Genomic DNA, 20,523 nt, shown 5'->3' with positions numbered 1-20,523 from the left:
GTTCTATAAGCGGATAGCTACAACTTATCTAAATATTTATACACTAGACTTTTTTCCCTTCAGTAAGTTTGAGATTTTCTTTTGAGCAAGAGTATTAATGACTCATTTGCAATAATTGATGAGCGTGAGTACCTTCATTATTCATAACTTGTTCTAGTACTGCTTCTCTGATATTTACAAATACTTCACTAGCTCTGTCTCGTGGACGCGACAATCTTACAGGTAAATCTAAAGCAACCCGTCCTTCTTCAATTACTATTACTCTGTCTGCCAGCGCCACAGCTTCTTCTACATCATGGGTAACCAAGAACGCCGTAAAGCCTCTCTGTTGCCACAAATCCTCGATTAAATGTTGCATTTCTAAGCGAGTTAACGCATCCAATGCTCCTAAAGGCTCATCAAGTAGTAATAGTTGTGGTTGACTCACTAAGGCTCTGGCTAATGCTACTCGTTGTCGTTGCCCTCCAGATAAGACGTAAGGCCATTCACCAGCTCTATCTTTAAGCCCTACTTGTTCTAATACCCGCGCAGCTTTTGCACGCCAATTTTCTTGCAAACCCAGACCCACATTATCTATTACACTTTTCCAAGGTAGTAACCGGGGGTCTTGAAACATCACTCTTACAGAATGACTAAGCTTACGCAGTGGTTCTCCATCTAATAATATGCCCCCTGTAGTGGGTTTATCTAACCCAGACACTAGGCGCAGTAAAGTACTTTTACCGCAACCACTACGTCCCACAATCGCAATAAATTCTCCTGGTGCTACTTCTAAATTTAATGACTTTAAGACAGTTTTATTTCCAAAAACTTTGCTTAAATCCAAAATATTGAGTTGTGAACCTTGTATAGTTGAACCCATGTGTTTTTTCCTTTGTTTAATGATTTTTGAGTTATTAAAGCAGGAAGTTATTTGAGGTTTTTGCAAATAATAAATGAACGCAAAAACTAAACATATATTTAAATTTTGATGTAAACTTTTACCCAGCAGATGTGTAATTTGGATTCCATGATAAGAATTTGTTTTCTAGAAGTTTGGCGATAGAATTTGCTAGTTTACCTAACAGTGCATAAATGACAATACTTAACACCACAATATCTGTTTGCATGAACTCACGGGCGTTCATTGCCATATAACCAATGCCAGAATCTGCTGCAATTTGTTCGGCTACAATTAACGATAGCCACATAATACCCAAAGAAAAGCGGACACCAATCAAAATTGAAGATAAAGCTCCTGGAAAAACAATTTGCCACAAAATCTGCGATGTTTTTAAGCCATAAACTCTGCCCATTTCAATTAGTTGGGGATCTCCATTACGAATTCCATGATAGGTATTAAGGTAAATTGGGAAAAATACACCTATGGAAACTAGAAATAATCTAGCTTGATCGCCAATCGCAAACCATAAAATTACTAGAGGAATTAATGCCAAGTTGGGAATAGTACGCAGCATTTGCAAGGAACTATCTAACAATTGTTCTGCAATGCGAGAAAACCCAGTGAGTAATCCTAAAATAAAGCCAATTCCGCCGCCAACGATAAAACCAGATATAGCGCGTGCGGCACTGATTCCCATGTGTCGGAAAAGCTCTCCAGTTGAAGCTAACTTAAATGCCGTAAAAACTACGCTACTTGGTGCTGGAAGAATTCTGCTGGAAAGTAAACCAGTTCTAGAAGCAATTTCCCAAAGTAGTAGCACTATAAAAGGTACTATCCAAGGGATGATTTTATCTGCGTATTTGTTGTTGAATATTGCTTCTAGGGATTTTTCGCTGTTTTTAGTCTTTTTCAGAGTAATAGTCATAAGTTACCAATTAGTTGTTTTATGAAGTTCTCATTAAAGGCTATTTCGTCAATAGGACTGAATAGCTTTGGCGTTATCTATGTTTGTTTTACGGAGACAGGGACAGAAAGTAATGAAGAACAAACCCAAATAGTTGGGGTATTTCTTCTTTAAAATACTATATATCTAGCACCTTACCGTAGATTAAAGATAGTTTTACACGAAATTAACTAAAAAGCAACTCCCAAGAATAGGGAGTGGGGAATATTCCTTTTTCAGCTTGGGCTATAGGATTTTCCTGTGAGTTCACTAGAAAGTAAAGGTAGTGCAAAGAGAACCCACCCAAATCGGCTCGTTGACATCATTATGTTTGGGCTTAGTAATTAGATACAAGCTAGGGATAAGGGACTTCCAATAAAAAAATACCCCACAAGATTGGGTAATTTATTTGTCGGAAGTCCCTAATTCGGATGTTGTTATTTGCTCAGATATATTCGGTATTTCAGCCGCAATTACTGCTGAAGACAGGATGAAAAATTTTCATTTATTCAAGGAAAAAACATGACTGAATATAGCAGATTAAAAACTTCCCGTTCTGCGGCAATTAAAGCAAGCCTCGATTATCCGATAATTGACACTGATGTTCATAATATTATACGCGAACTTATTCTTCTTGACTCCACCACCTATTTCCCCTTAACCGAACAGTATTGAGACCGCAGTGGCTCCCCGATAAATTGGGGGACCTTGACTTCGGTTCCCCCTTAAAAAGCGGGGTTAGGGGGGATCAACCGGTGCTTAAAATTACAGCCAACCATTTTTAAAACATTCTCTAAGTGCCTTAGATATGAGATATGCCTGCTGTAGAAAATATCTATCTTTAGACATACTTTTTTAAATTTTTTTTGTTAGCCAGTACACTTCGCATGGTGGATTGACTTAAATCTATTTACATATGTTATGATTTGTATTATTCTAATGTTATGATTTGTATTGTGTTTTAAGTTAACAACTAGTAACTAGTTGGTAATTTAAGCTTTTTTAGCTTAAATTAGGACTAAAAAGGCAATTAAAGCAAATTTAGAAGCTTTTAACACACACAACCGTTCCTTATTAAATATAAATTTTTGTTACTAGTAACTCAGATACATTTAATTAATATCTGAATTTTCAGGAGTTACTGAGGTAGGTGTGTTGAATACTGAACAGTAACTTAACTGAGTGAGGTATTCTACGGTTATTCTCAATAGAATGAAGTGAATCATGTTTGTTTTTAACCATTTTAGGGTTTGAGACTAATCGAAAAAAACAGGGAGCAGAGGATTAATCATGTCTGTAATTTCAAATGTTAAGCTGGAAATAGACAATATAAGTAGTTTAGTAAAATATGAGTTATGCAAAGTTTAACATTGGGAAATTTGCGACAGACAAACATAGGGGAGTTAAAAAAGGTTCAAATAAACTTCCTAAAAATCCACTGTCATTCTAAACTAAATAGAATGTAGCGAGTTTAGTGATACGAGGTTTGATACTAATGTTAAAAAACAGCGGACTAACAATTAATCAGGGTTGTAATCTCAAATTGAAGCTTGGAGATGGACGATATAATCAGTTTTGTAGACTAGAATTTTTGCAAAATCGTACAGTTGGAAAACCACTAGATTTAAATATAGTGGAATAAATCTGAATTAAGATGAATTTCCCAAGTTGAAAGTTAATAATCCCCGGAAGAAACAGGCAAATATTATGCCACTATATTGGGAATGGGGCTATTTGACTAGTTTGAGGTTATACCGAATTAAAGGTTAACCCATCTATAGAATTTACTCAAATGAATGGTGTTGTTTAAAAACATTGCCAGTCAGCAATAAACGTTAGCTTTTTACAGAAAGCTAATTTTGTACTGTCTTTAATCTTAAAGGATAAAGAGCATTAATTCTTGCTGGCATCCATGAGGGTAAATCGTAATTATTACCGTCTCACAACTTTTTAATTGGAATAAGGTCAACACACATGAATAAAGTTCAAGCATCATTTGAAGCTACCGAAGCTGCGTTTCACGTGCAAGGGTACGAAAAAATCGATTTTAGTCTTGTCTATGTGAACGGTGCATTTGATATTAAAAACAGAGAAATAGCAGATAGCTATGCGAAATTTGGTCGCTGTCTGACTGTAATTGATGCCAATGTCCATGAACTTTATGGCGAACAGATCAGGTCATATTTTAGACACTATGACATTGAACTGACAGTATTTTCCATCATTATTACAGAGCCAGCTAAAACCCTTGCAACTTTTGAAAAAATTATTGACGCTTTTTCCGACTTTGGTTTAGTTCGTAAGGAACCAGTCTTAGTCGTTGGTGGTGGTCTAATTACTGACGTAGCTGGGTTTGCTTGCGCTTCTTACCGTCGCAAGAGTAACTACATCCGCATTCCTACCACGTTGATTGGTTTAATCGATGCAGGTGTAGCAATTAAGGTTGCAGTTAATCATCGTAAGGAAAAAAATCGCTTAGGAGCATATCATGCACCTTTAAAAGTGATCCTCGATTTCTCATTTTTGAAAACCTTGCCAACGGCTCAAGTTCGTAATGGGATGGCAGAGTTGGTGAAAATTGCGGTAGTTTCAAACTCTGAAGTCTTTGAACTGCTATACGAATATGGCGAAGAACTGCTTTCGACTCACTTTGGACATGTGAATGGTACACCGGAAATCAAAGAGATTGCCCATAAACTCAACTACGAAGCTATCAAAACCATGCTGGAGTTAGAGACTCCTAACTTGCATGAAATAGACCTCGATCGCGTCATTGCCTACGGTCACACTTGGAGTCCTACCCTAGAATTAGCACCTCACATACCCCTTTATCATGGTCACGCGGTGAATATAGATATGGCTTTGTCTGCAACCATTGCAGCACAACGGGGCTATATTCCAACAGGGGAGCGCGATCGCATCCTAGACTTGATGAGTCGTATCGGTTTATCACTCGATCATCCTCTATTAGATGGAGATTTGCTCTGGTATGCTACCCAGTCTATTAGCTTGACACGAGATGGTAAACAACGTGCAGCCATGCCTTGTCCTATTGGTGAGTGCTTCTTTGTCAATGATTTGACCCGTGAAGAACTTGATGCTGCCTTAGTTGAACACAAACATCTTTGTGCTAAATACCCTCGTGGCGGAGAAGGGGTTGACGCATACATTGAAAATCAAGAAGCCAAGCTCTTGGGGGTGTGAAGACATGACCAGTGTTTTACGACGAGAAACAGCTAGACCAATAACGCCACACAGCATCTTAGTAGCCCAGCTACAGGAAACTCTCAAATTAGCACAAGAGAACAACATTCCTGTGGAGATATTAGATTCTCTGCGCCAGGGAGTTCAATTAGCGGCGGGTTTAGATCCCTACTTGGATGATTGCACCACACCGGAATCGAGCGCATTGACAGCATTGGCGCAAAAAACTAGCATTGAAGACTGGAGCAAACGCTTCAGTGATGGTGAAACAGTGCGTCAGCTAGAGCAAGAAATGCTCTCAGGACATCTTGAAGGACAGACATTAAAAATGTTTGTTCATATCACTAAGGCAAAGCGCATTCTAGAAGTAGGAATGTTCACAGGCTATTCAGCCTTGGCAATGGCAGAAGCATTGCCAAGTGATGGGCAACTCATCGGTTGCGAAGTAGATCCCTATGTCGCTGAATTTGCTGTTAGTTGCTTTAGTGAGTCTCCCCACGGCGAAAAAATTGTCGTAGAAGTAGCACCTGCCCTAGAGACACTCCACAAGCTAGTAGCCAGAAAAGAAGTATTTGATCTAATCTTCATTGATGCCGATAAAAAGGAGTATGTAGAGTACTTCCAGACCATTTTGGATCATAACTTACTGGCTCTTGACGGGTTAATCTGCGTGGATAATACTTTATTGCAGGGAGAAGTTTACTTACCACCAGAACAACGCACCGCCAACGGTGAAGCGATCGCTCAGTTCAACCGTGTTGTCGCCGCCGATCCTCGTGTCGAGCAAGTTCTCTTACCCATCCGAGATGGTGTAACCCTGATTAGACGCGTTGTGTAATTGAGAGATGAGCAGAGAAGTCTAAGCCTTGGCTTAGACTTCATATCAAGTCCGCCAAATTACCCATAATAAAATAACCCCACCCCCAACCCCTAAGAGCTTTTCGGGAGGGGAGACAAAGCATAGCTTTGGCTCTTTGGGGAACTCCTGGTTTAATAAACAATCAAGCGGACATGATATCAAAGGGATGAAGAAGATAAGAAGGAATAATTTTCGCTTGCTTTTTCATCTCCCCCAAGCTATTTTTTTTTAATCCAGTTGTTATATAAAATACAACAGTATTTAAGAAGATGAATCATGACAGTACTTCGTATCCTTCATTTAGTTGGATCTGCATACAATGATTTTTACTGTCAGTTGTCACGCAATTACGCTCAAAGCTGTCTGGTAGCTACGGCAAATGCATCACTCTATGACTTTCTGATTGCATACATCACAATTGATGGCCAGTGGCGATTTCCTTCCTCTCTCAGTCCAGAAGATATTGCTGTCGCCAAACCGATGCCTCTATCAGATGCCATACAGTTTATAACAGCCCAAAACATTGACCTGATGTTGCCACAAATGTTTTGTCTCCCTGGAATGACTGACTACCGGGCATTATTCGACTTGCTGAAGATCCCTTATATAGGCAATACTCCAGATGTCATGGCAATCACAGCCCACAAAGCCAGAACCAAAGCAATTGTCGCAGCAGCAGGGGTGAAAGTGCCGAATGGAGAATTGCTCCGCCAAGGAGACGTTCCGACAATTACACCTCCAGCAGTGATCAAACCCGCAAATGCCGACAACTCTTTAGGGGTGTCCTTAGTCAAAGAAAAGAGTGAGTATGAGGCTGCTTTGAAGAAAGCATTTGAATTTGCTTCGGAGGTGATTGTAGAAACATTCATTGAAGCCGGTCGAGAAGTCAGATGCGGCGCTATTGTCAAAGATGGGGAGCTAATCGGTTTACCCCTTGAAGAGTATCAGATAGACCCCCAAGCCAGACCCATCCGCAGCTATACTGACAAATTCAAAATACCAATCGAGGGCGACTTGGATTCAACTGCTAAAAATTATGTTCCAGGTTGGATTGTAGATATTAATGACCCGATCACCCAAAAGGTTCAGGAAGAAGTTAAAAAGTGTCATTTGGCTTTGGGCTGTCGCCATTATAGTTTATTTGACTTCCGGATCGACCCACAGGGACAACCTTGGTTCTTAGAAGCCGGGTTGTTTTGTATTTTTGACCACAACGCCGTGATTGCCTGTACGGCGAACGCAGCCGGAATTCCTTTAAATGAGTTATTTATGACGGCGATCAATGAAGCGTTGAGCGCGATATAATGTGCGGCAAATCATCTTTTTAGCTTTATTTTGTGTTGGAATACCACAAGGTCTTCGCTAGCGACAAGTAATAGAACTTTTAACCTCAGACTCGCCATCAGCCAAAGGTTCCACCATCATGTCACAATTACAACTATGAGGGAACAGATTTTTGCAATGTTCCAAAACTTGGGTACTCTTGCATTACTGGCGATCGCATTTCCCTTTAACTGCACCGTCGTACTCGCATCGCTGCTGTGGAATTTTTTCAGGCGATCGGATGCTAATCTTGTGGCTTTGAACGAGAATCGTAAAAATATCTTGATCGGTGGTGGTAGAATGACCAAAACCCTTCAGCTAGCGCGTTCATTTCACGCTGCTGGGCATCGAGTCATTTTATTCGATCTCGACAAATACTGGTTCAGTGGTTATCGATTTTCTAACTCTGTGGCTGGCTTTTACACAGTTCCTGACTCGCAAGAAGACTTAGAAAGCTATACTCAAGCCGTGCGGGCGATCGCCAAAAAAGAAAACATAGATTTTTTTGTCCCGGTAGGTATTTTTGCTGCCAGCTACTTTGATTCCGAGCGCAAACCAGTATTATCAGGCTGTTGCGAGAATTTTCACTTCGATGCTGATACGATGAAGATGCTGGATAACAAGTTTACCTTTGCTGAAATTGCCCGCTCACTCTCGCTATCTGTCCCGAAAACCTTCTTAATTACAGATCCCGAACAAGTTCTTAAATTCGACTTTGCCAACGAAAAGCGCAAGTACATTCTCAAAAGTATTGTCTATGACTCTGTTTTACGCTTGGATTTGACTAAGCTACCAATGGAGTCTCACGAAAAAATGGCGCTTCATGTTAAAAGTAAGCCTATTAGTGAAGATAACCCTTGGATATTGCAAGAGTTTATTCCCGGTAAAGAATACTGCACTCACGATACGGTGAGAAATGGTGCATTGACGGTACATTGCTGCTGTGAATCATCTGCTTTTCAAGTCAATTACCAAAACTTTGAACACCCAAAAATTAAAGAGTGGGTGAGTCATTTTGTCAAAGAACTACAACTGACTGGACAACTTTGTTTTGACTTCATTCAGGCGGAAGATGGGACGATTTATGCGATCGAATGCAACGCTCGCGCTCACTCTGCAATTACAATGTATTACAACCATCCTGGTTTAGCGGATGCCTATCTTAGTAAAGAGCCTCCGGCTGAACCTCTGCAACCTCTGAGTGATAGTAAGCCTACTTATTGGCTTTATCACGAACTTTGGAGACTTAATGAAATTAGATCGCTAAAGCAGTTACAAAAGTGGTTTAAAAATATTTGGCGAGGAAAGGATGCAATTTTTGAAGTTAACGACCCACTACCATTTTTAATGGTACATCATTGGCACATTCCTTTGCTATTACTCGATAGTTTGCGCTCCTTACGAACTTGGGTGAGGATTGATTTCAACATCGGCAAACTCATACAGTTTGGAGAAGACGTAAAATATGGCAATACCTCTGCAATCCCTAAGTGATAGTAAGCCTAGTTATTAGCTTGAACACGAACTTTAGAGACTTAATCAAATTAGGGATTTCCAAGAAATAAATTACCCAAATGAAACGAACCACAGAGACACAGAGAACACAGAGGAATGAGGAAGAGAGAGTTTTTTGGGTATTTTTTTATAAGAAAAGTGAAGGTTTAAAACCTCGCCCGCAAGTGGCGCGAAACAGTCCTTGTATCCCAAGGTAAGTAGAAACCAGAAACCCCACCCCTAGTGTCGGGCTTGATTCAATTGCGAATTGCAAACGCACAAAGCGTGCCTCCGGCAAGAGTGCGAATTGCGAATTGGTTTCATTTGGAAGTCCCTTAGCTCGTTAAAGCAGTTGCAATTGTTTAAAAATATTTGACGAGGAAATAATGCAATCTTTGATGTCACAATTATAACTATGAGAAAGCAGATTTTTGTAGTGTTCCAAAATTTGGGGACTCTTGTATTACTGGCGATCGCATTTCCCTTAAACTGCATCGTCGTCTTAACATCCCTATTGTGGAGCTTTCTTAAGCAACCATTCAGTAAGTCAATTGTTGTTAACCCCAATTCCAAAAATATCTTGATTGCTGGCGCTAGAATGACTAAAACCCTTCAGCTAGCGCGTTCATTTCATGCTGCTGGGCATCGGGTGATTATAATTGATATTGACAAATACTGGTTAAGTGGTAATAAATATTCCAACTCTGTTGCAGGCTTTTATACTGTTCCCGATCCCAGCAAAGACTTAGAAGGCTACATTGAAACCCTACACGCGATCGCTAAAACAGAAAAGATCGACTTTTTTATCCCAGTAGCGATTTTTTCCGTCATTCACTACGATCAAGGCAAGCCACCATTACCAGACTTTGTAGAGTTTTTCCACTTCGATGCTGATGTCACGAAGATGCTGGATGATAAGTTTACCTTTTCCGAAACAGCGCGATCGTTCGGTTTATCTGTCCCCAAATCTTTCAAAATTACCGATCCCGAACAAGTCCTCAACTTCGACTTTTCAAAGGAGAAGCGCAAATACATTCTTAAAAGCATCCCCTACGATCAAGTGCGTCGCTTGAATCTCACCAAACTACCTTGCGATACAAAATCAGAAACAGTAGCATTTGTCAAGAGTCTGCCCATCAGTGAAGAGAACCCCTGGATTATGCAGGAATTCATCCCTGGAAAGGAATACTGCACTCACACTACCGCGCGAGATGGAGAGTCAAGAATGTACTGCTGCTGTGAGTCATCCGCCTTTCAAGTCAACTACGAAAACGTCGATCGGCTAGAAATTATGCAATGGGCAAGTCATTTTACCAAAGAACTGGGAAAAACCGGGCAACTTTCCTTTGACTTCATCCAAGCAGAAGACGGAACTGTTTACGCGATTGAGTGTAACCCCCGCACTCACTCCGCCATTACTATGTTTTACAATCATCCAGGAGTAGCGGATGCCTATCTTGGTAAAGAGCAAGAGGCTGAATCTTTGCAGCCTCTTGCTGATAGTAAGCCAACCTATTGGCTGTACCACGAAGTTTGGCGGCTAAATGAAATTAGAAATTTTAAGCAACTGCAAACTTGGGTAAGAAACATCAGGCGGAGGAAAGAAGCAATTTTTGAGGTGAGCGATCCCTTACCCTTCCTGATGGTACATCACTGGCAGATTCCCTTACTGATTCTCGACAATTTACGAAGACTCAAAGGTTGGATAAGAATAGATTTTAATATGGGCGAGCTTATAGAGTGATACCAAAATCAAGCCACCGATAGTTGCTCCTAAAGTACCACTTATATCATTAGGACTTACGCATCAGGTACGAAATGTAGGGGCAATTCATGAATTGCCCCTACGGGAAATCAAGGCTATAGATAGACTGATTTTTTACAGAAGTATTGCTCTTTAACTCTGGGAGAATTACCACAACATTGAGGTTTTATGAACTGTTAAGTTTTGGGAACCGCAACACAGGTTAAAGATTGCTGCATGTATGTCGGAGATCGAGCCGCAATTAATTCAACTTTGCCCTCGGCGTTGCGATGCCAAGAAGTAGCTTGGACTAGAACCTCTGGAAATGTTAATATTTGGGCGGTGCTGTTGCCAATTTTACGGTAAGCAGACAAATCTCGCACATCCTCCCAAGTGCGATCGCTCATCAGTTGCTGATTGGGATTTTGCGGCACACCACCCCGCCCCGTTGCCACAAAACTACTACCATTTGTATTCGCACAGCCTGTAGCAATTTGCTGGGATGCATCAACTAAATTTATTGGGAGTTGCATCAACCCAGAATTAGGATTGACATCAGGGTTAGTAATTTGCACGTTCCCATTAACGCCAAATTCCGAACTTGCGGTAATATCGTTTTGGGAAGTAAGTTGAGTCCGATATTTTAGACCAAAGATTCCCTGAGTGGTAATTTGAATATTCCCACCCTTGCCCTGAAAAGCATTGGCGATTATATCGCTATTTTCTAACCCGATGATGAAAGGAGCATTAATGGTGATGTTGCCACCGTTGCCACTGCCGCCTGCTTGTGTTGTGATCGTACTACCATGACGGGCTAAGAGGATATTTGCATTTAAATTGATGTCGCCACCTTGTCCAGAGGCGGTGGTTGCCCCAATCTGACCGTTATCCAAAGAAATTCGATCTGCTTGGATACTTAACTGTCCAGCATTACCCGTGCCAGAGTTTGTCAGGTTCACGTAGCCATTATCCCGCACTGTGAGGCTATTTGTGGTGATGCTCAACCTACCCGCACTACCTGTAGGAGCATCCGGTAAACCATAATATTCCCTAGCAATTTTATCTATAATGGGCGCGTCAGATGCGATCGTAGAACGCGATATATTCTTCCCTTCGATCAAAATATCATTTGCTTTGACAGTTAACGCGCCGGCATTTCCTCCAGCTTGAGTACTTGTACTGATTGAGCCACCATCTTGAATGACTAAGTGATTAGCTTGGACTGTCACATCTCCGGCTGCACCATTGCTTAATGTGTTGCTTCCCAGAAGAGTTGGAGCTTTTGTAAACTGATTGATCCCAGTGATAGTTAAGCGATCTGCCACATTCACAGTCACGTTGCCAGCATTTCCTAAATTATTGGACTGTTTGCGATCGCTAAATACGCCAAATACTGGTAAAGTGCTTGTTGCCAAAACTGCTCCAGCTTGCAGTGTTAAATTTGGCGTGGTTACAGACACATTGCCCCCATTACCGGAACCTGTAATAGAGTTACCAATAGTGCTAATCACGGTTGGTGAAAGTGAGTATGTACCTGCTATGTCTATGCTTTGCCGTGCCACTACCGTTACATTGCCTGTATTGCCGACACCTGTCCCAGGTATTCCCGCGATCCGAACAGAAGAGGCAAAAATTTCTCCTCCATCCAAAAGATGCAATGTCCCTGTGGAAACATCGATATTGCCGCTATTGCCAATGCCTGATGTGTAAGCAGCAATTGCACTAGGAGTCAAACTCAAAGGATGTGCTGCGATCGCCGTAATATCTTCTGCGACATTTACAAAGATATTACCACCACGCCCAGTTGCCCCAGGAAAAACAGGCGTTGAAATTGTACCACTCTCTTTAAGAGTCAGTTGCCGCGCTATGACACTTACATCTCCTCCGGCTCCTGATGCATAAGTTTCACTGCTAATGCGGCTATTACTAGTCCCAGCCGGTGCTAAGGGAGATTTAAGAGTCACAGTACCATTGAGAAGGATTGTATCTGCTGCTACTTTCACATTGCCTGCTGCTCCAGCCCCCACACTCAGAGTTTCAATGGCTGCACCATCTTGCAAAGTCAACTGGCCAGCTTGAACATTCACTCCTCCCCCGTTCGCCGTTGCTTTCTGTCCCACCTGATTTACAATCCAGGCGCTGGGCGCACCTGCGTTGGCATTTATCCCACCCAAAGAGAGCGATCGCGCTGCATTCACTGTAATATTACCCCCCTGTCTGGCGCCGGCAGTGGCTGCGGCAATTTGCGATTGATTTAGGGTGATATCTCGCCCTACGACTTGAATACCCCCAAACGGATTACCCACAGGGTAGGGATTCCACAGGGAAGAACGCTGTGTGAATTTAATATCTCGAAAATCTTCAACTTGTGCATAACCTAACTGCCATCCTGCGGGTGTCTGAGTCAAATTCACTGTCCCACTACCGACTGCACCAACTTCAATTCGACCCACAGGGGCAGTAATCACACCGGAGTCAAAGTTGACATCACCGCCGACAAGAGCAATGGTTTGTCCAGGACTGGCGATGATTCCTAAGTTTTTGGTGGGAACAATGCCATCATTACCCTTACCTTGGACTTGAATCGCTCCCCTGCCTTGCCCAAATTGCAAGCCTATGGGTACGCTGATTGTTAGTAAGGCTGATGGTAAGGGCGTTTGGCTGCTGCTAAATATTGCACCGTTGGCAAATTTGATCCTGTCGGCAGTTGTACCAATAAATGAGCCGGAGATATTCAGTTGAGCATTGGGTCCAAAGATTAAACCATTGGGATTCATTAAAAACAAACTTACAGGGTTTTTGCTGTTAATGGTTTGAATCACTCCATTAATATTGGAGACATTACCCCCGGTAACGCGGCTGAAGATGGTAGAAATATTGGGAGTGTTGATTAAATTAAATGTGGCTGAACCACCCGTGGGAACAGAAAACTCTTGAAAACTGTGAAATAAATTACTACCTGCTGCAGTACCGTTAGTAATCCTGAAATTACTGCCACTTTGGGTAACAGTAGTGTTGAGAGTACCATCAGGAGTTACCTGAGCGATCGCTTTTACCACTATTGCCGATGTTAATAGTCCAGTTGTAAGTGTTCCTACAAGTGCGTGAACCCAGAAGTTTGTTGTTTTACAAATCGTTCTCATACCAAAAATTTCCTAACCTTCTTAAGTTAGGATTCCCCAAATAGTATCATTTTTAACATTATTTATACTTATAGTTAATTTTTGGGTACAGCAGCACAAGTTAATGGTTGTTGTGCCTGAGTAGGATATTTATCTGCAATTAATTCAACTTTTCCCTGGGCGTTGAGATGCCAGGAAGTAGCTTGAACAAGAGTTTCTGACTTGGTTGGTATTTGGGCTGTAACTTTCCCAAATGTTCGGTATGCATTCAGATTGCGGATATCAGACCAAGTGCGATCGCTCCCCACTTCCTGACTAGGATTTTGTGGTATTCCACCCCTTCCTGTGGCTACAAAACTGCTACCATTTGTATTGCCGCAACCTGTAGCAATTTGCTGCGAGGGGTCAGTTACATTCTTTGGTAGTTGTACTAAACCAGAGTTGGGGTCAACATGGGGGCTAGTAATTTGCACGTTTCCGTTAACGCCAAACTGAGAACTGGCGGTAATATCGTTTTCTTTTGTGAGTTGGGGGCGAAACTTCAGCCCAAAAATGCCCTGCGTCGTGATTTGGATATTGCCCCCCTGACCATTCACGGCATTGGCGACAATATCACTATTTTCAAAGCCAGTAATTATTGGGGCATTGATTGTAATGTTGCCACCTTTACCGCTTCCTCCCGCCGTAGTGGTAATCATACTTTGATGGCCTAGTAAGAGAAGTTCTCCCAGGTTCAGCGTGATATTACCTCCCATACCTGATGCCGTTGTAGCCGTGACTATACCCTGTCGCTCAAGGATGACCCGATCGGCGTTGATAATTAACTGTCCTGCATCCCCACGCCCTGCATTTTCCACTCCCACAATGCCGCGATCGCTAACAGACAAAAGTGGTGTATTCAGAACAACACCTCCAGCATTCCCAGTTAGAGGTAAAGAAAGAAGAGAAATTTTTCCACGTGGAGTGTTACCAGCTGAGGCAAGTCTGCTCTGACGATTGGTGATCGAATTCACCCCACTGACTTCGATGCGATCGAGCGCCGTGACTGTGATTCTACCACTATTCCCAGCAGCAAGGGTAGTGGCATTCACAACCCCGCCATCTCGGAGCGTCAGCCTGGAAGTCGTAATATTGAGATTGCCACCATTCCCTTGACTAAGGGCAATAGAACTGATCGCACTCGGAATATTAGCCAGAGGATTTCCTCCAATCAACTCAATCCAGTCATTGGCATGAACCGTAACGTTCCCAGCCGCCGCTTTGCTTAATGGAGCATTGGTAATTGCACCGCCATTGGTCGCCCTCAGTTGATTGGTGGAAACTGTAATATCACCTCCCCTTCCAGATCCCAAGGTTTTCACACCGATCAGACTAACCAGACTCGGATCTACAGCAGACCATCCGTCTAGCGTTGTCAAACCTGAGACATTGATCCGACTTTCCGCACTTCATCGTGTAATATGCGTAGATTTCCCATAGGTGGAAAAAAATGGTTAAATCAACAACATAAATCGCCAATGGTATTCAATATTAATACTTAATAATTTGAACATTATTAGGAATTTTTATTGAAAAGATAGATAATACATTTTGAAGTGCGGAATGTGGGTTGATGCTGATGTCGCCACCAATTCCCGCCCTAAAGGTTCTGGCAGTAATTTCGCCTCCGTCTTGAATCTGCAATTTTTGGGCAGAGACCAGAATATTGTTGCCATTACCACTGCCTAAATTGTCGCTAATCAGTTGACTGTTGGCAAACCCATAGCCTCCTGTTTTCCCCATAGTTAATGTCCCACTCGCATTCACTACTAAATTGCCTAGTCCTGCACCGCCAAAATTTTCTAAAAGGGCAACAGACCCCTCTAACACGCTAATATTCTGTCCTTGGAGCCGTAACGATCCTGCCGGTGAACCACTTGCATTCACCAGTGCTTGCTGGGACAACTGAATGTTTGCAAATTGGGAGATATTGCTATAGTCAAACTGCCATCGGTCGGATCTGGTGTCAATCTTCACAGTCCCCGCCTTGCTACTGCCGAGTTCAATATGTCCTTTAGGTGCCACAATCACCCCACCGACTAAGTTAATTTCGCCGCCAATCAGGCCAAGGGTATTACCGGGTTGCACTGCTAATCCGACTGGATTGCTGCTCTGAACTATGGGTGTTTCAAGTCCTCTAGTTAACCGATGTCCCGTGTTTTGCACCGTAATCGCCCCCGGATTTTGCCCCATCTGCAAACCCACAGGTACACTCATAGTCAGCAAGGGAGTTGCATTGGCGTTAATAGCACTAAACTCTACCCCGTCAGCAAACTTAATACTATTCGCTGTCGTTCCCACAAAAGACCCACCAATATTCAACGAAGCATCTTTACCAAACACAATCCCATTAGGATTCATTAAAAACAAATTTACCGGGTTATTGCTATTGAGAGTACGAATTAATCCCTGAATATCAGAAACATTTCCACCTGTAACCCGACTAAATATATTTGTAATATTTGGTGTATTGGTTAAATCAAAATTTGCTGAACCGCCAGCAGGTACAGAAAAATTAATGAAACTGTGAAATAAATTATTACCTTTTTCAATCCCGTTAAGAATATTAAAGTTATTCCCATTTTGCTTGACAATAGTGTTTGTGGTGCTATCGGAAGTTACCTGCGCTAAAGCCGATCGCATCATCCCTGGAGTTAATAACCCAGTTGTTAATATCAATAGAGAAAATAAGACTCTCATAACCAAAAACTTCCTTTACTGATTAAGGTTAGAGTTCCCGTTTAGGGTGTTATTAATAACATAGACATCCCCGAAAAAGAATGTAGAGACGCGAAAGCGCATAGCGGCACGAAGTGCCATTTCGGCTCTCTACAACGGTTTCAGGTTACGCATATTTAATTTCTGGAGATGTCTCATGATTAACTTTTAGGAACAGCAGCACAGTTTAATCGTTGTTCCAGGTGAGTCGAAGATTTATCTGCAACTAACTCGATTTTTCCTTGGGCGTTACGATGCCAGCCTGTAGCTTGAATCAGAGTTTCTGGGGAGGTGGGTATTTGGGCAGTCTCGGCGGTTTTGCGGTATGCAGAGATGTCGCGGATATCAGACCAAGTGCGATCGCTCATGACTTGCTGATTGGGATTTTGCGGCACACCACCCCGCCCCGTTGCCACAAAACTACTACCATTTGTATTCGCACAGCCTGTAGCAATTTGCTGGGATGCATCAACTAAATTATCAGGGAGTTGCATCAACCCAGAATTAGGATTGACATCAGGGTTAGTAATTTGCACGTTCCCATTAACGCCAAATTCGGAACTTGCGGTAATATCGTTTTGGGAAGTAAGGTGAGTCCGATATTTGAGACCAAAAATCCCTTGAGTGGTAATTTGAATATTGCCACCCTTACCTTCAAAAGCATTGGCAATAATATCGCTATTTTCTAACCCGACAATTAGGGGAGCCTTAATGGTGATGTTGCCACCGTTGCCACTGTCACCTGCTTCTGCGGTGATCGTACTACCATTACGGGTCAAAAGGAGGTTTGCGACATCCAAATTGATATCACCACCTTGACCAGAAATGCTGCTAGCCCGAATGATACCCTTATCCATAGATAGTTGATCTGCTTGGATACTTAACTGTCCGGCGTTGCCTGTTCCAGAGTGGGTGACGCTCACGCGTCCATGATCGCGCAGTGTCAGGCTCTTAGTTGTGATGCTCAACTTACCCGTATTACCCGTAGGAGCGTTCGGTAAACCATAAAATTGCCTAGTAGTCTCACTTGCAATAGGTGCGCTAGCTATGATCGAAGAACGCAAGATATTCTCCCCTTCTATTAAAATGTCATTTGCTTGGACAGTTAATGCACCTGCATTGCCTGTGGCTTGGGTGATGGTGTTAATTGATGCACCATCTTGGATGACCAAGTGATTGGTTTGAACTGTCACATCTCCAGCTGTACCATTGCCCAATGTGTTGCTTCCCAGAAGAGTTGGAGCTTTTGTGAACTGATTTATCCCAGTCATGCTAAGGATATCTGCCACATTCACAGTGACGTTGCCAGCATTTCCTAAATTATTGGATTGTTTAGCGTCACCAAATATGCCAAACACTGGCAGAGTACTTGTTGACAAGATGGCTCCAGCTTTTAATGTCAACTTTGGTGTAGTCACAGATAGATTACCCCCATTCCCGGAGCCTGTAGTAAAGCTACCGATAGCACTAATTAAGGTTGGCGAGATTGGGTATGCACCCACCATATCTATAGATTGCCGTGCCACTACTGTTATACCACCCGCATTGCCGACACCCGTCCCAGGTATTGCCGCCAACCGAATAGAAGAGGCGACAATTTCTCCTCCATCTAAAAGGTGCAATGTCCCTGTGGAGACATCGATATTGCCGCCATTGCCAATTCCTGATGTGTAAGCACCAATTCCACTAGGAATTAAACTCAAAGGATGTGCTGCGGTGGCAGTAATATCTTCTCCCACATTGACAAAGATATTGCCCCCACGCCCAGTAGCCCCAGGAAAGACAGTCGTTAAAATTACACCGCTCTCCTTAAAAGTCAGTTGCCGCGCCCCTACAGTCACATCTCCCCCGGCTCCTGAAGCATAAGTTTCACTGCTAATCCGGCTACTGCTACTCCCAGTTGGTGCTAAGGGAGATTTCAGAGTCACAGTACCACTGGCGGTAATGGTATCTGCTCTTACATCCACCTTACCTGCTGCTCCTGCACCCAGGCTCAGGGTTTCAATCGCTGCGCCATCCTGCAAAGTCAACTGCCCTGCTTGAATATTCACTGCTCCCCCGTTCCCCGTCGCTTTGGCCCCCACCTGATTAACAATCCAAGCACTGGGAGCTTGAGCCTTGGCATTTACCCCACCCAAAGAGAGCGATCGCCCTGCATTCACAGTAATATTACCACCCTGTCTGGTGCCGGCAGTTGCTGCGGCAATTTGGGATTGATCGAGGCGAATATCCCTGCCCACTACTTGAATACCCCCACTTGGATTCCCTACAGGATAGGGATTCCACAGCGAGGAGCGGTTTGTGAAGCTGATGTCCCCTAGTTTTTGGGCTTGAGCGTATCCCAACTCCCAACCTGCCACGCTGGGTGTGAGGCTGACTGTACCACTTTCTACTGCACCCACCTCAATCCGTCCAAATGGTGCAGTAATCACGCCACTGTCAAAATTGACATCGCCGCCGACAAGGGCGATGGTTTTTCCAGGGCTGGCGATGATTCCTAAGTTTTTGCTAGGAACAATGCTATCATTACCCTTACCTTGCACTTGAATCGCTCCCCTAGCTTGACCAAATTGCAACCCGACGGGTACGCTGATTGTCAGTAATGCTGATGGTAAGGGCGTTTTACTGCTGCTGAATATTGCACCATTGGCAAATTTAATACTGTCAGCGCTTGTACCAACAAACGAGCCGCCGATATTGAGTTGAGCGTTAGCACCAAAAATTAAACCATTAGGATTGACTAAAAACAAACTCACAGGGTTGTTGCTATTGATAGTTTGAATCAGTCCATTAATGTTGGAGACGTTACCCCCGGTAACGCGGCTGAAGATGGTGGAGATATTGGGCGTATTGATTAAATTAAAGCTGGCTGAACCACCAATAGGTACAGAAAATTCTTGAAAACTGTGAAATAAATTACTACCTGCGGCAGTACCATTAGTGATCGTGAAATGATTACCACTTTGAGAGACGCTGGTGTTGAGAGTACCGTCGGGAGTTACCTGAGCGATCGCAAAGCGACTCCAAAGGACTATCGCAGGTAATATCCCCATAATCAATAACCCACTTGTGAATCCTCCGAGAAATGCGTAGACGCTTCGCGGCTTGTCGTTAGACATCGCTTTCATCTAATACTCCTTTATCCTTTATCCTTTATACTTAGACTTCCCAAAATAGTCGTATCGCTAACACCCATTTCCAAATAGCCAGTAATACTTCTTTTTACTGACTTTCAGACTAGAAAAGCCTCTATAAAATTGACATCACCCAACGCAACTTTAATGCTAAAACGCTCTCCTAGTTTGCTACTAAAGTTTAGTTGAATACTTTTAGTGTTTCTAGCAATAGCTTGCATCACAGGAGTACCTAAATCATCCAACACCATTACTTCAAGTTCTTCTGGCAGATACTTTTGGCTATTAGTTGGACACACTTTTACAAAAATATTTATTTCTTGTTCACAAATAGGTATCAGTTCAACTATTAAAGCGATTGGTTTACTTTCTGATTGTCGCCCTAAGTCCACCAGTATACCTTTTTGCACACTAATAGTTGAACTTTCGGCTGAGTTTTGAGCTAAACTTTCTTCAGCAGACCTAAATGTAAAAGCTAGCTCGGCTGCTTGGGGAATCAAAAGCGACTCAATCGTTTGCCAACCAATATCAACAACATTCATTAACCATTTGCTCAAGTGAATTGGTGGTTTTTCTGTTTCAGGCGTTTGACTCAGTTGGAGGATGAATTCTTCGAGCGATCGCAACTCGCTTAGAGGTACTGAATTACACTCACTCACCATTTTAATAAATCCTAACAGAGTTGCTTCTCTTAGCGATTCATCAAGCTGTACAGCTACATAACCAATTCTGTCTGAGCAAACTTCTGGTGGAATATGAATCACTTTTTCGCCTGGTAATACCGCAAGACATTCGATCTTACCTTGACCAATGACTTGTAAATCAGCAACATCCATTACTGCTTGCATTGCTGGGTTCCAACTTAAACTTGCTGACCAATTTGTTTCAACTTCCATGCAACGCAGGTAGAATTTTACCGCAGATACCGCTAAAGTATTGAGATAAACCTGCTTGGCTTTTTCTGGACTGCTATGCTGAGAGCGAAACTGTTGTGCTAATGCGCGATCTGACAAACTGATAGGTACAGTAAAGGTTAAACATTCTGAAAGGTTTCTCATTA

At 42.6% G+C, this 20,523-nt stretch carries 11 protein-coding genes and 1 pseudogene; 6 read left to right on the top strand and 6 right to left on the bottom strand.

What is annotated here, in order from left to right; genetic code table 11:
* Window positions 1-94: 94 nt before the first annotated feature.
* The gene (locus tag V7K32_RS25325; RefSeq protein ID WP_334997132.1) at window positions 95-862 is read right to left on the bottom strand and encodes an ATP-binding cassette domain-containing protein; all 768 of its coding nucleotides are present in this window, start codon (window positions 860-862) and stop codon (window positions 95-97) included.
* A gap of 118 nt (window positions 863-980) precedes the next feature.
* Window positions 981-1,808: an ABC transporter permease subunit gene (locus V7K32_RS25320; RefSeq protein WP_334997130.1), complete on the bottom strand. Its 828-nt coding sequence runs from the start codon at window positions 1,806-1,808 to the stop codon at window positions 981-983.
* Window positions 1,809-2,348: 540 nt separating this feature from the next.
* Between V7K32_RS25320 and V7K32_RS25315 the strand changes: the two genes are divergently transcribed.
* From V7K32_RS25315 to V7K32_RS25290, 6 genes are all read left to right on the top strand, one after another.
* Window positions 2,349-2,501 carry a hypothetical protein gene (locus V7K32_RS25315; RefSeq protein WP_334997194.1) on the top strand — a complete coding sequence of 51 codons (153 nt, stop codon included), beginning with the start codon at window positions 2,349-2,351 and terminating at the stop codon, window positions 2,499-2,501.
* A 1,299-nt stretch (window positions 2,502-3,800) separates the two neighbouring features.
* Window positions 3,801-5,030 (top strand): sedoheptulose 7-phosphate cyclase, encoded by a 1,230-nt coding sequence (locus V7K32_RS25310; RefSeq protein WP_334997128.1) that lies wholly within the window; start codon window positions 3,801-3,803, stop codon window positions 5,028-5,030.
* A 4-nt stretch (window positions 5,031-5,034) separates the two neighbouring features.
* Window positions 5,035-5,868 carry an O-methyltransferase gene (locus V7K32_RS25305; protein ID WP_334997126.1) on the top strand — a complete coding sequence of 278 codons (834 nt, stop codon included), beginning with the start codon at window positions 5,035-5,037 and terminating at the stop codon, window positions 5,866-5,868.
* A gap of 297 nt (window positions 5,869-6,165) precedes the next feature.
* Window positions 6,166-7,194 carry a D-alanine--D-alanine ligase family protein gene (locus V7K32_RS25300; protein WP_334997124.1) on the top strand — a complete coding sequence of 343 codons (1,029 nt, stop codon included), beginning with the start codon at window positions 6,166-6,168 and terminating at the stop codon, window positions 7,192-7,194.
* A 135-nt stretch (window positions 7,195-7,329) separates the two neighbouring features.
* A complete protein-coding gene (locus tag V7K32_RS25295; RefSeq protein WP_334997122.1) occupies window positions 7,330-8,706 on the top strand; it encodes an ATP-grasp enzyme in 1,377 nt (458 codons plus the stop codon).
* Between the two features lie 415 nt (window positions 8,707-9,121).
* A complete protein-coding gene (locus V7K32_RS25290) occupies window positions 9,122-10,450 on the top strand; it encodes an ATP-grasp enzyme (RefSeq protein WP_334997121.1) in 1,329 nt (442 codons plus the stop codon).
* Window positions 10,451-10,647: 197 nt separating this feature from the next.
* Here the strand turns inward: V7K32_RS25290 and V7K32_RS25285 are convergent, their stop codons facing one another.
* The 4 genes and pseudogenes from V7K32_RS25285 to V7K32_RS25265 form a co-directional block, all read right to left on the bottom strand.
* Window positions 10,648-13,593, bottom strand: coding sequence for an S-layer family protein (locus V7K32_RS25285; RefSeq protein WP_334997119.1), 2,946 nt, complete (start codon window positions 13,591-13,593; stop codon window positions 10,648-10,650).
* 74 nt (window positions 13,594-13,667) lie between these two features.
* Window positions 13,668-16,311 (bottom strand): annotated as a pseudogene (locus V7K32_RS28920) (two-partner secretion domain-containing protein).
* A gap of 179 nt (window positions 16,312-16,490) precedes the next feature.
* Window positions 16,491-19,457 (bottom strand): S-layer family protein, encoded by a 2,967-nt coding sequence (locus tag V7K32_RS25270; protein ID WP_334997114.1) that lies wholly within the window; start codon window positions 19,455-19,457, stop codon window positions 16,491-16,493.
* A 104-nt stretch (window positions 19,458-19,561) separates the two neighbouring features.
* A complete protein-coding gene (locus tag V7K32_RS25265; RefSeq protein ID WP_334997112.1) occupies window positions 19,562-20,521 on the bottom strand; it encodes a DUF1822 family protein in 960 nt (319 codons plus the stop codon).
* Between the last annotated feature and the right edge of the window lie 2 nt (window positions 20,522-20,523).

It is taken from the genome of Nostoc sp. (assembly GCF_036917635.1).
Taxonomy (GTDB): Bacteria; Cyanobacteriota; Cyanobacteriia; order Cyanobacteriales; family Nostocaceae; genus Nostoc.
Note: the sequence above shows the minus strand (reverse complement) of the source record. Positions and strands in the feature narration are given on the sequence as shown.

Coding starts and splice junctions, on each gene's coding strand:
- V7K32_RS25325 (WP_334997132.1), bottom strand. CDS start 862: ATGGGTTCAACTATACAAGGTTCACAACTCAATATTTTGGATTTAAGC.
- V7K32_RS25320 (WP_334997130.1), bottom strand. CDS start 1,808: ATGACTATTACTCTGAAAAAGACTAAAAACAGCGAAAAATCCCTAGAA.
- V7K32_RS25315 (WP_334997194.1), top strand. CDS start 2,349: ATGACTGAATATAGCAGATTAAAAACTTCCCGTTCTGCGGCAATTAAA.
- V7K32_RS25310 (WP_334997128.1), top strand. CDS start 3,801: ATGAATAAAGTTCAAGCATCATTTGAAGCTACCGAAGCTGCGTTTCAC.
- V7K32_RS25305 (WP_334997126.1), top strand. CDS start 5,035: ATGACCAGTGTTTTACGACGAGAAACAGCTAGACCAATAACGCCACAC.
- V7K32_RS25300 (WP_334997124.1), top strand. CDS start 6,166: ATGACAGTACTTCGTATCCTTCATTTAGTTGGATCTGCATACAATGAT.
- V7K32_RS25295 (WP_334997122.1), top strand. CDS start 7,330: ATGAGGGAACAGATTTTTGCAATGTTCCAAAACTTGGGTACTCTTGCA.
- V7K32_RS25290 (WP_334997121.1), top strand. CDS start 9,122: ATGAGAAAGCAGATTTTTGTAGTGTTCCAAAATTTGGGGACTCTTGTA.
- V7K32_RS25285 (WP_334997119.1), bottom strand. CDS start 13,593: ATGAGAACGATTTGTAAAACAACAAACTTCTGGGTTCACGCACTTGTA.
- V7K32_RS25270 (WP_334997114.1), bottom strand. CDS start 19,457: ATGAAAGCGATGTCTAACGACAAGCCGCGAAGCGTCTACGCATTTCTC.
- V7K32_RS25265 (WP_334997112.1), bottom strand. CDS start 20,521: ATGAGAAACCTTTCAGAATGTTTAACCTTTACTGTACCTATCAGTTTG.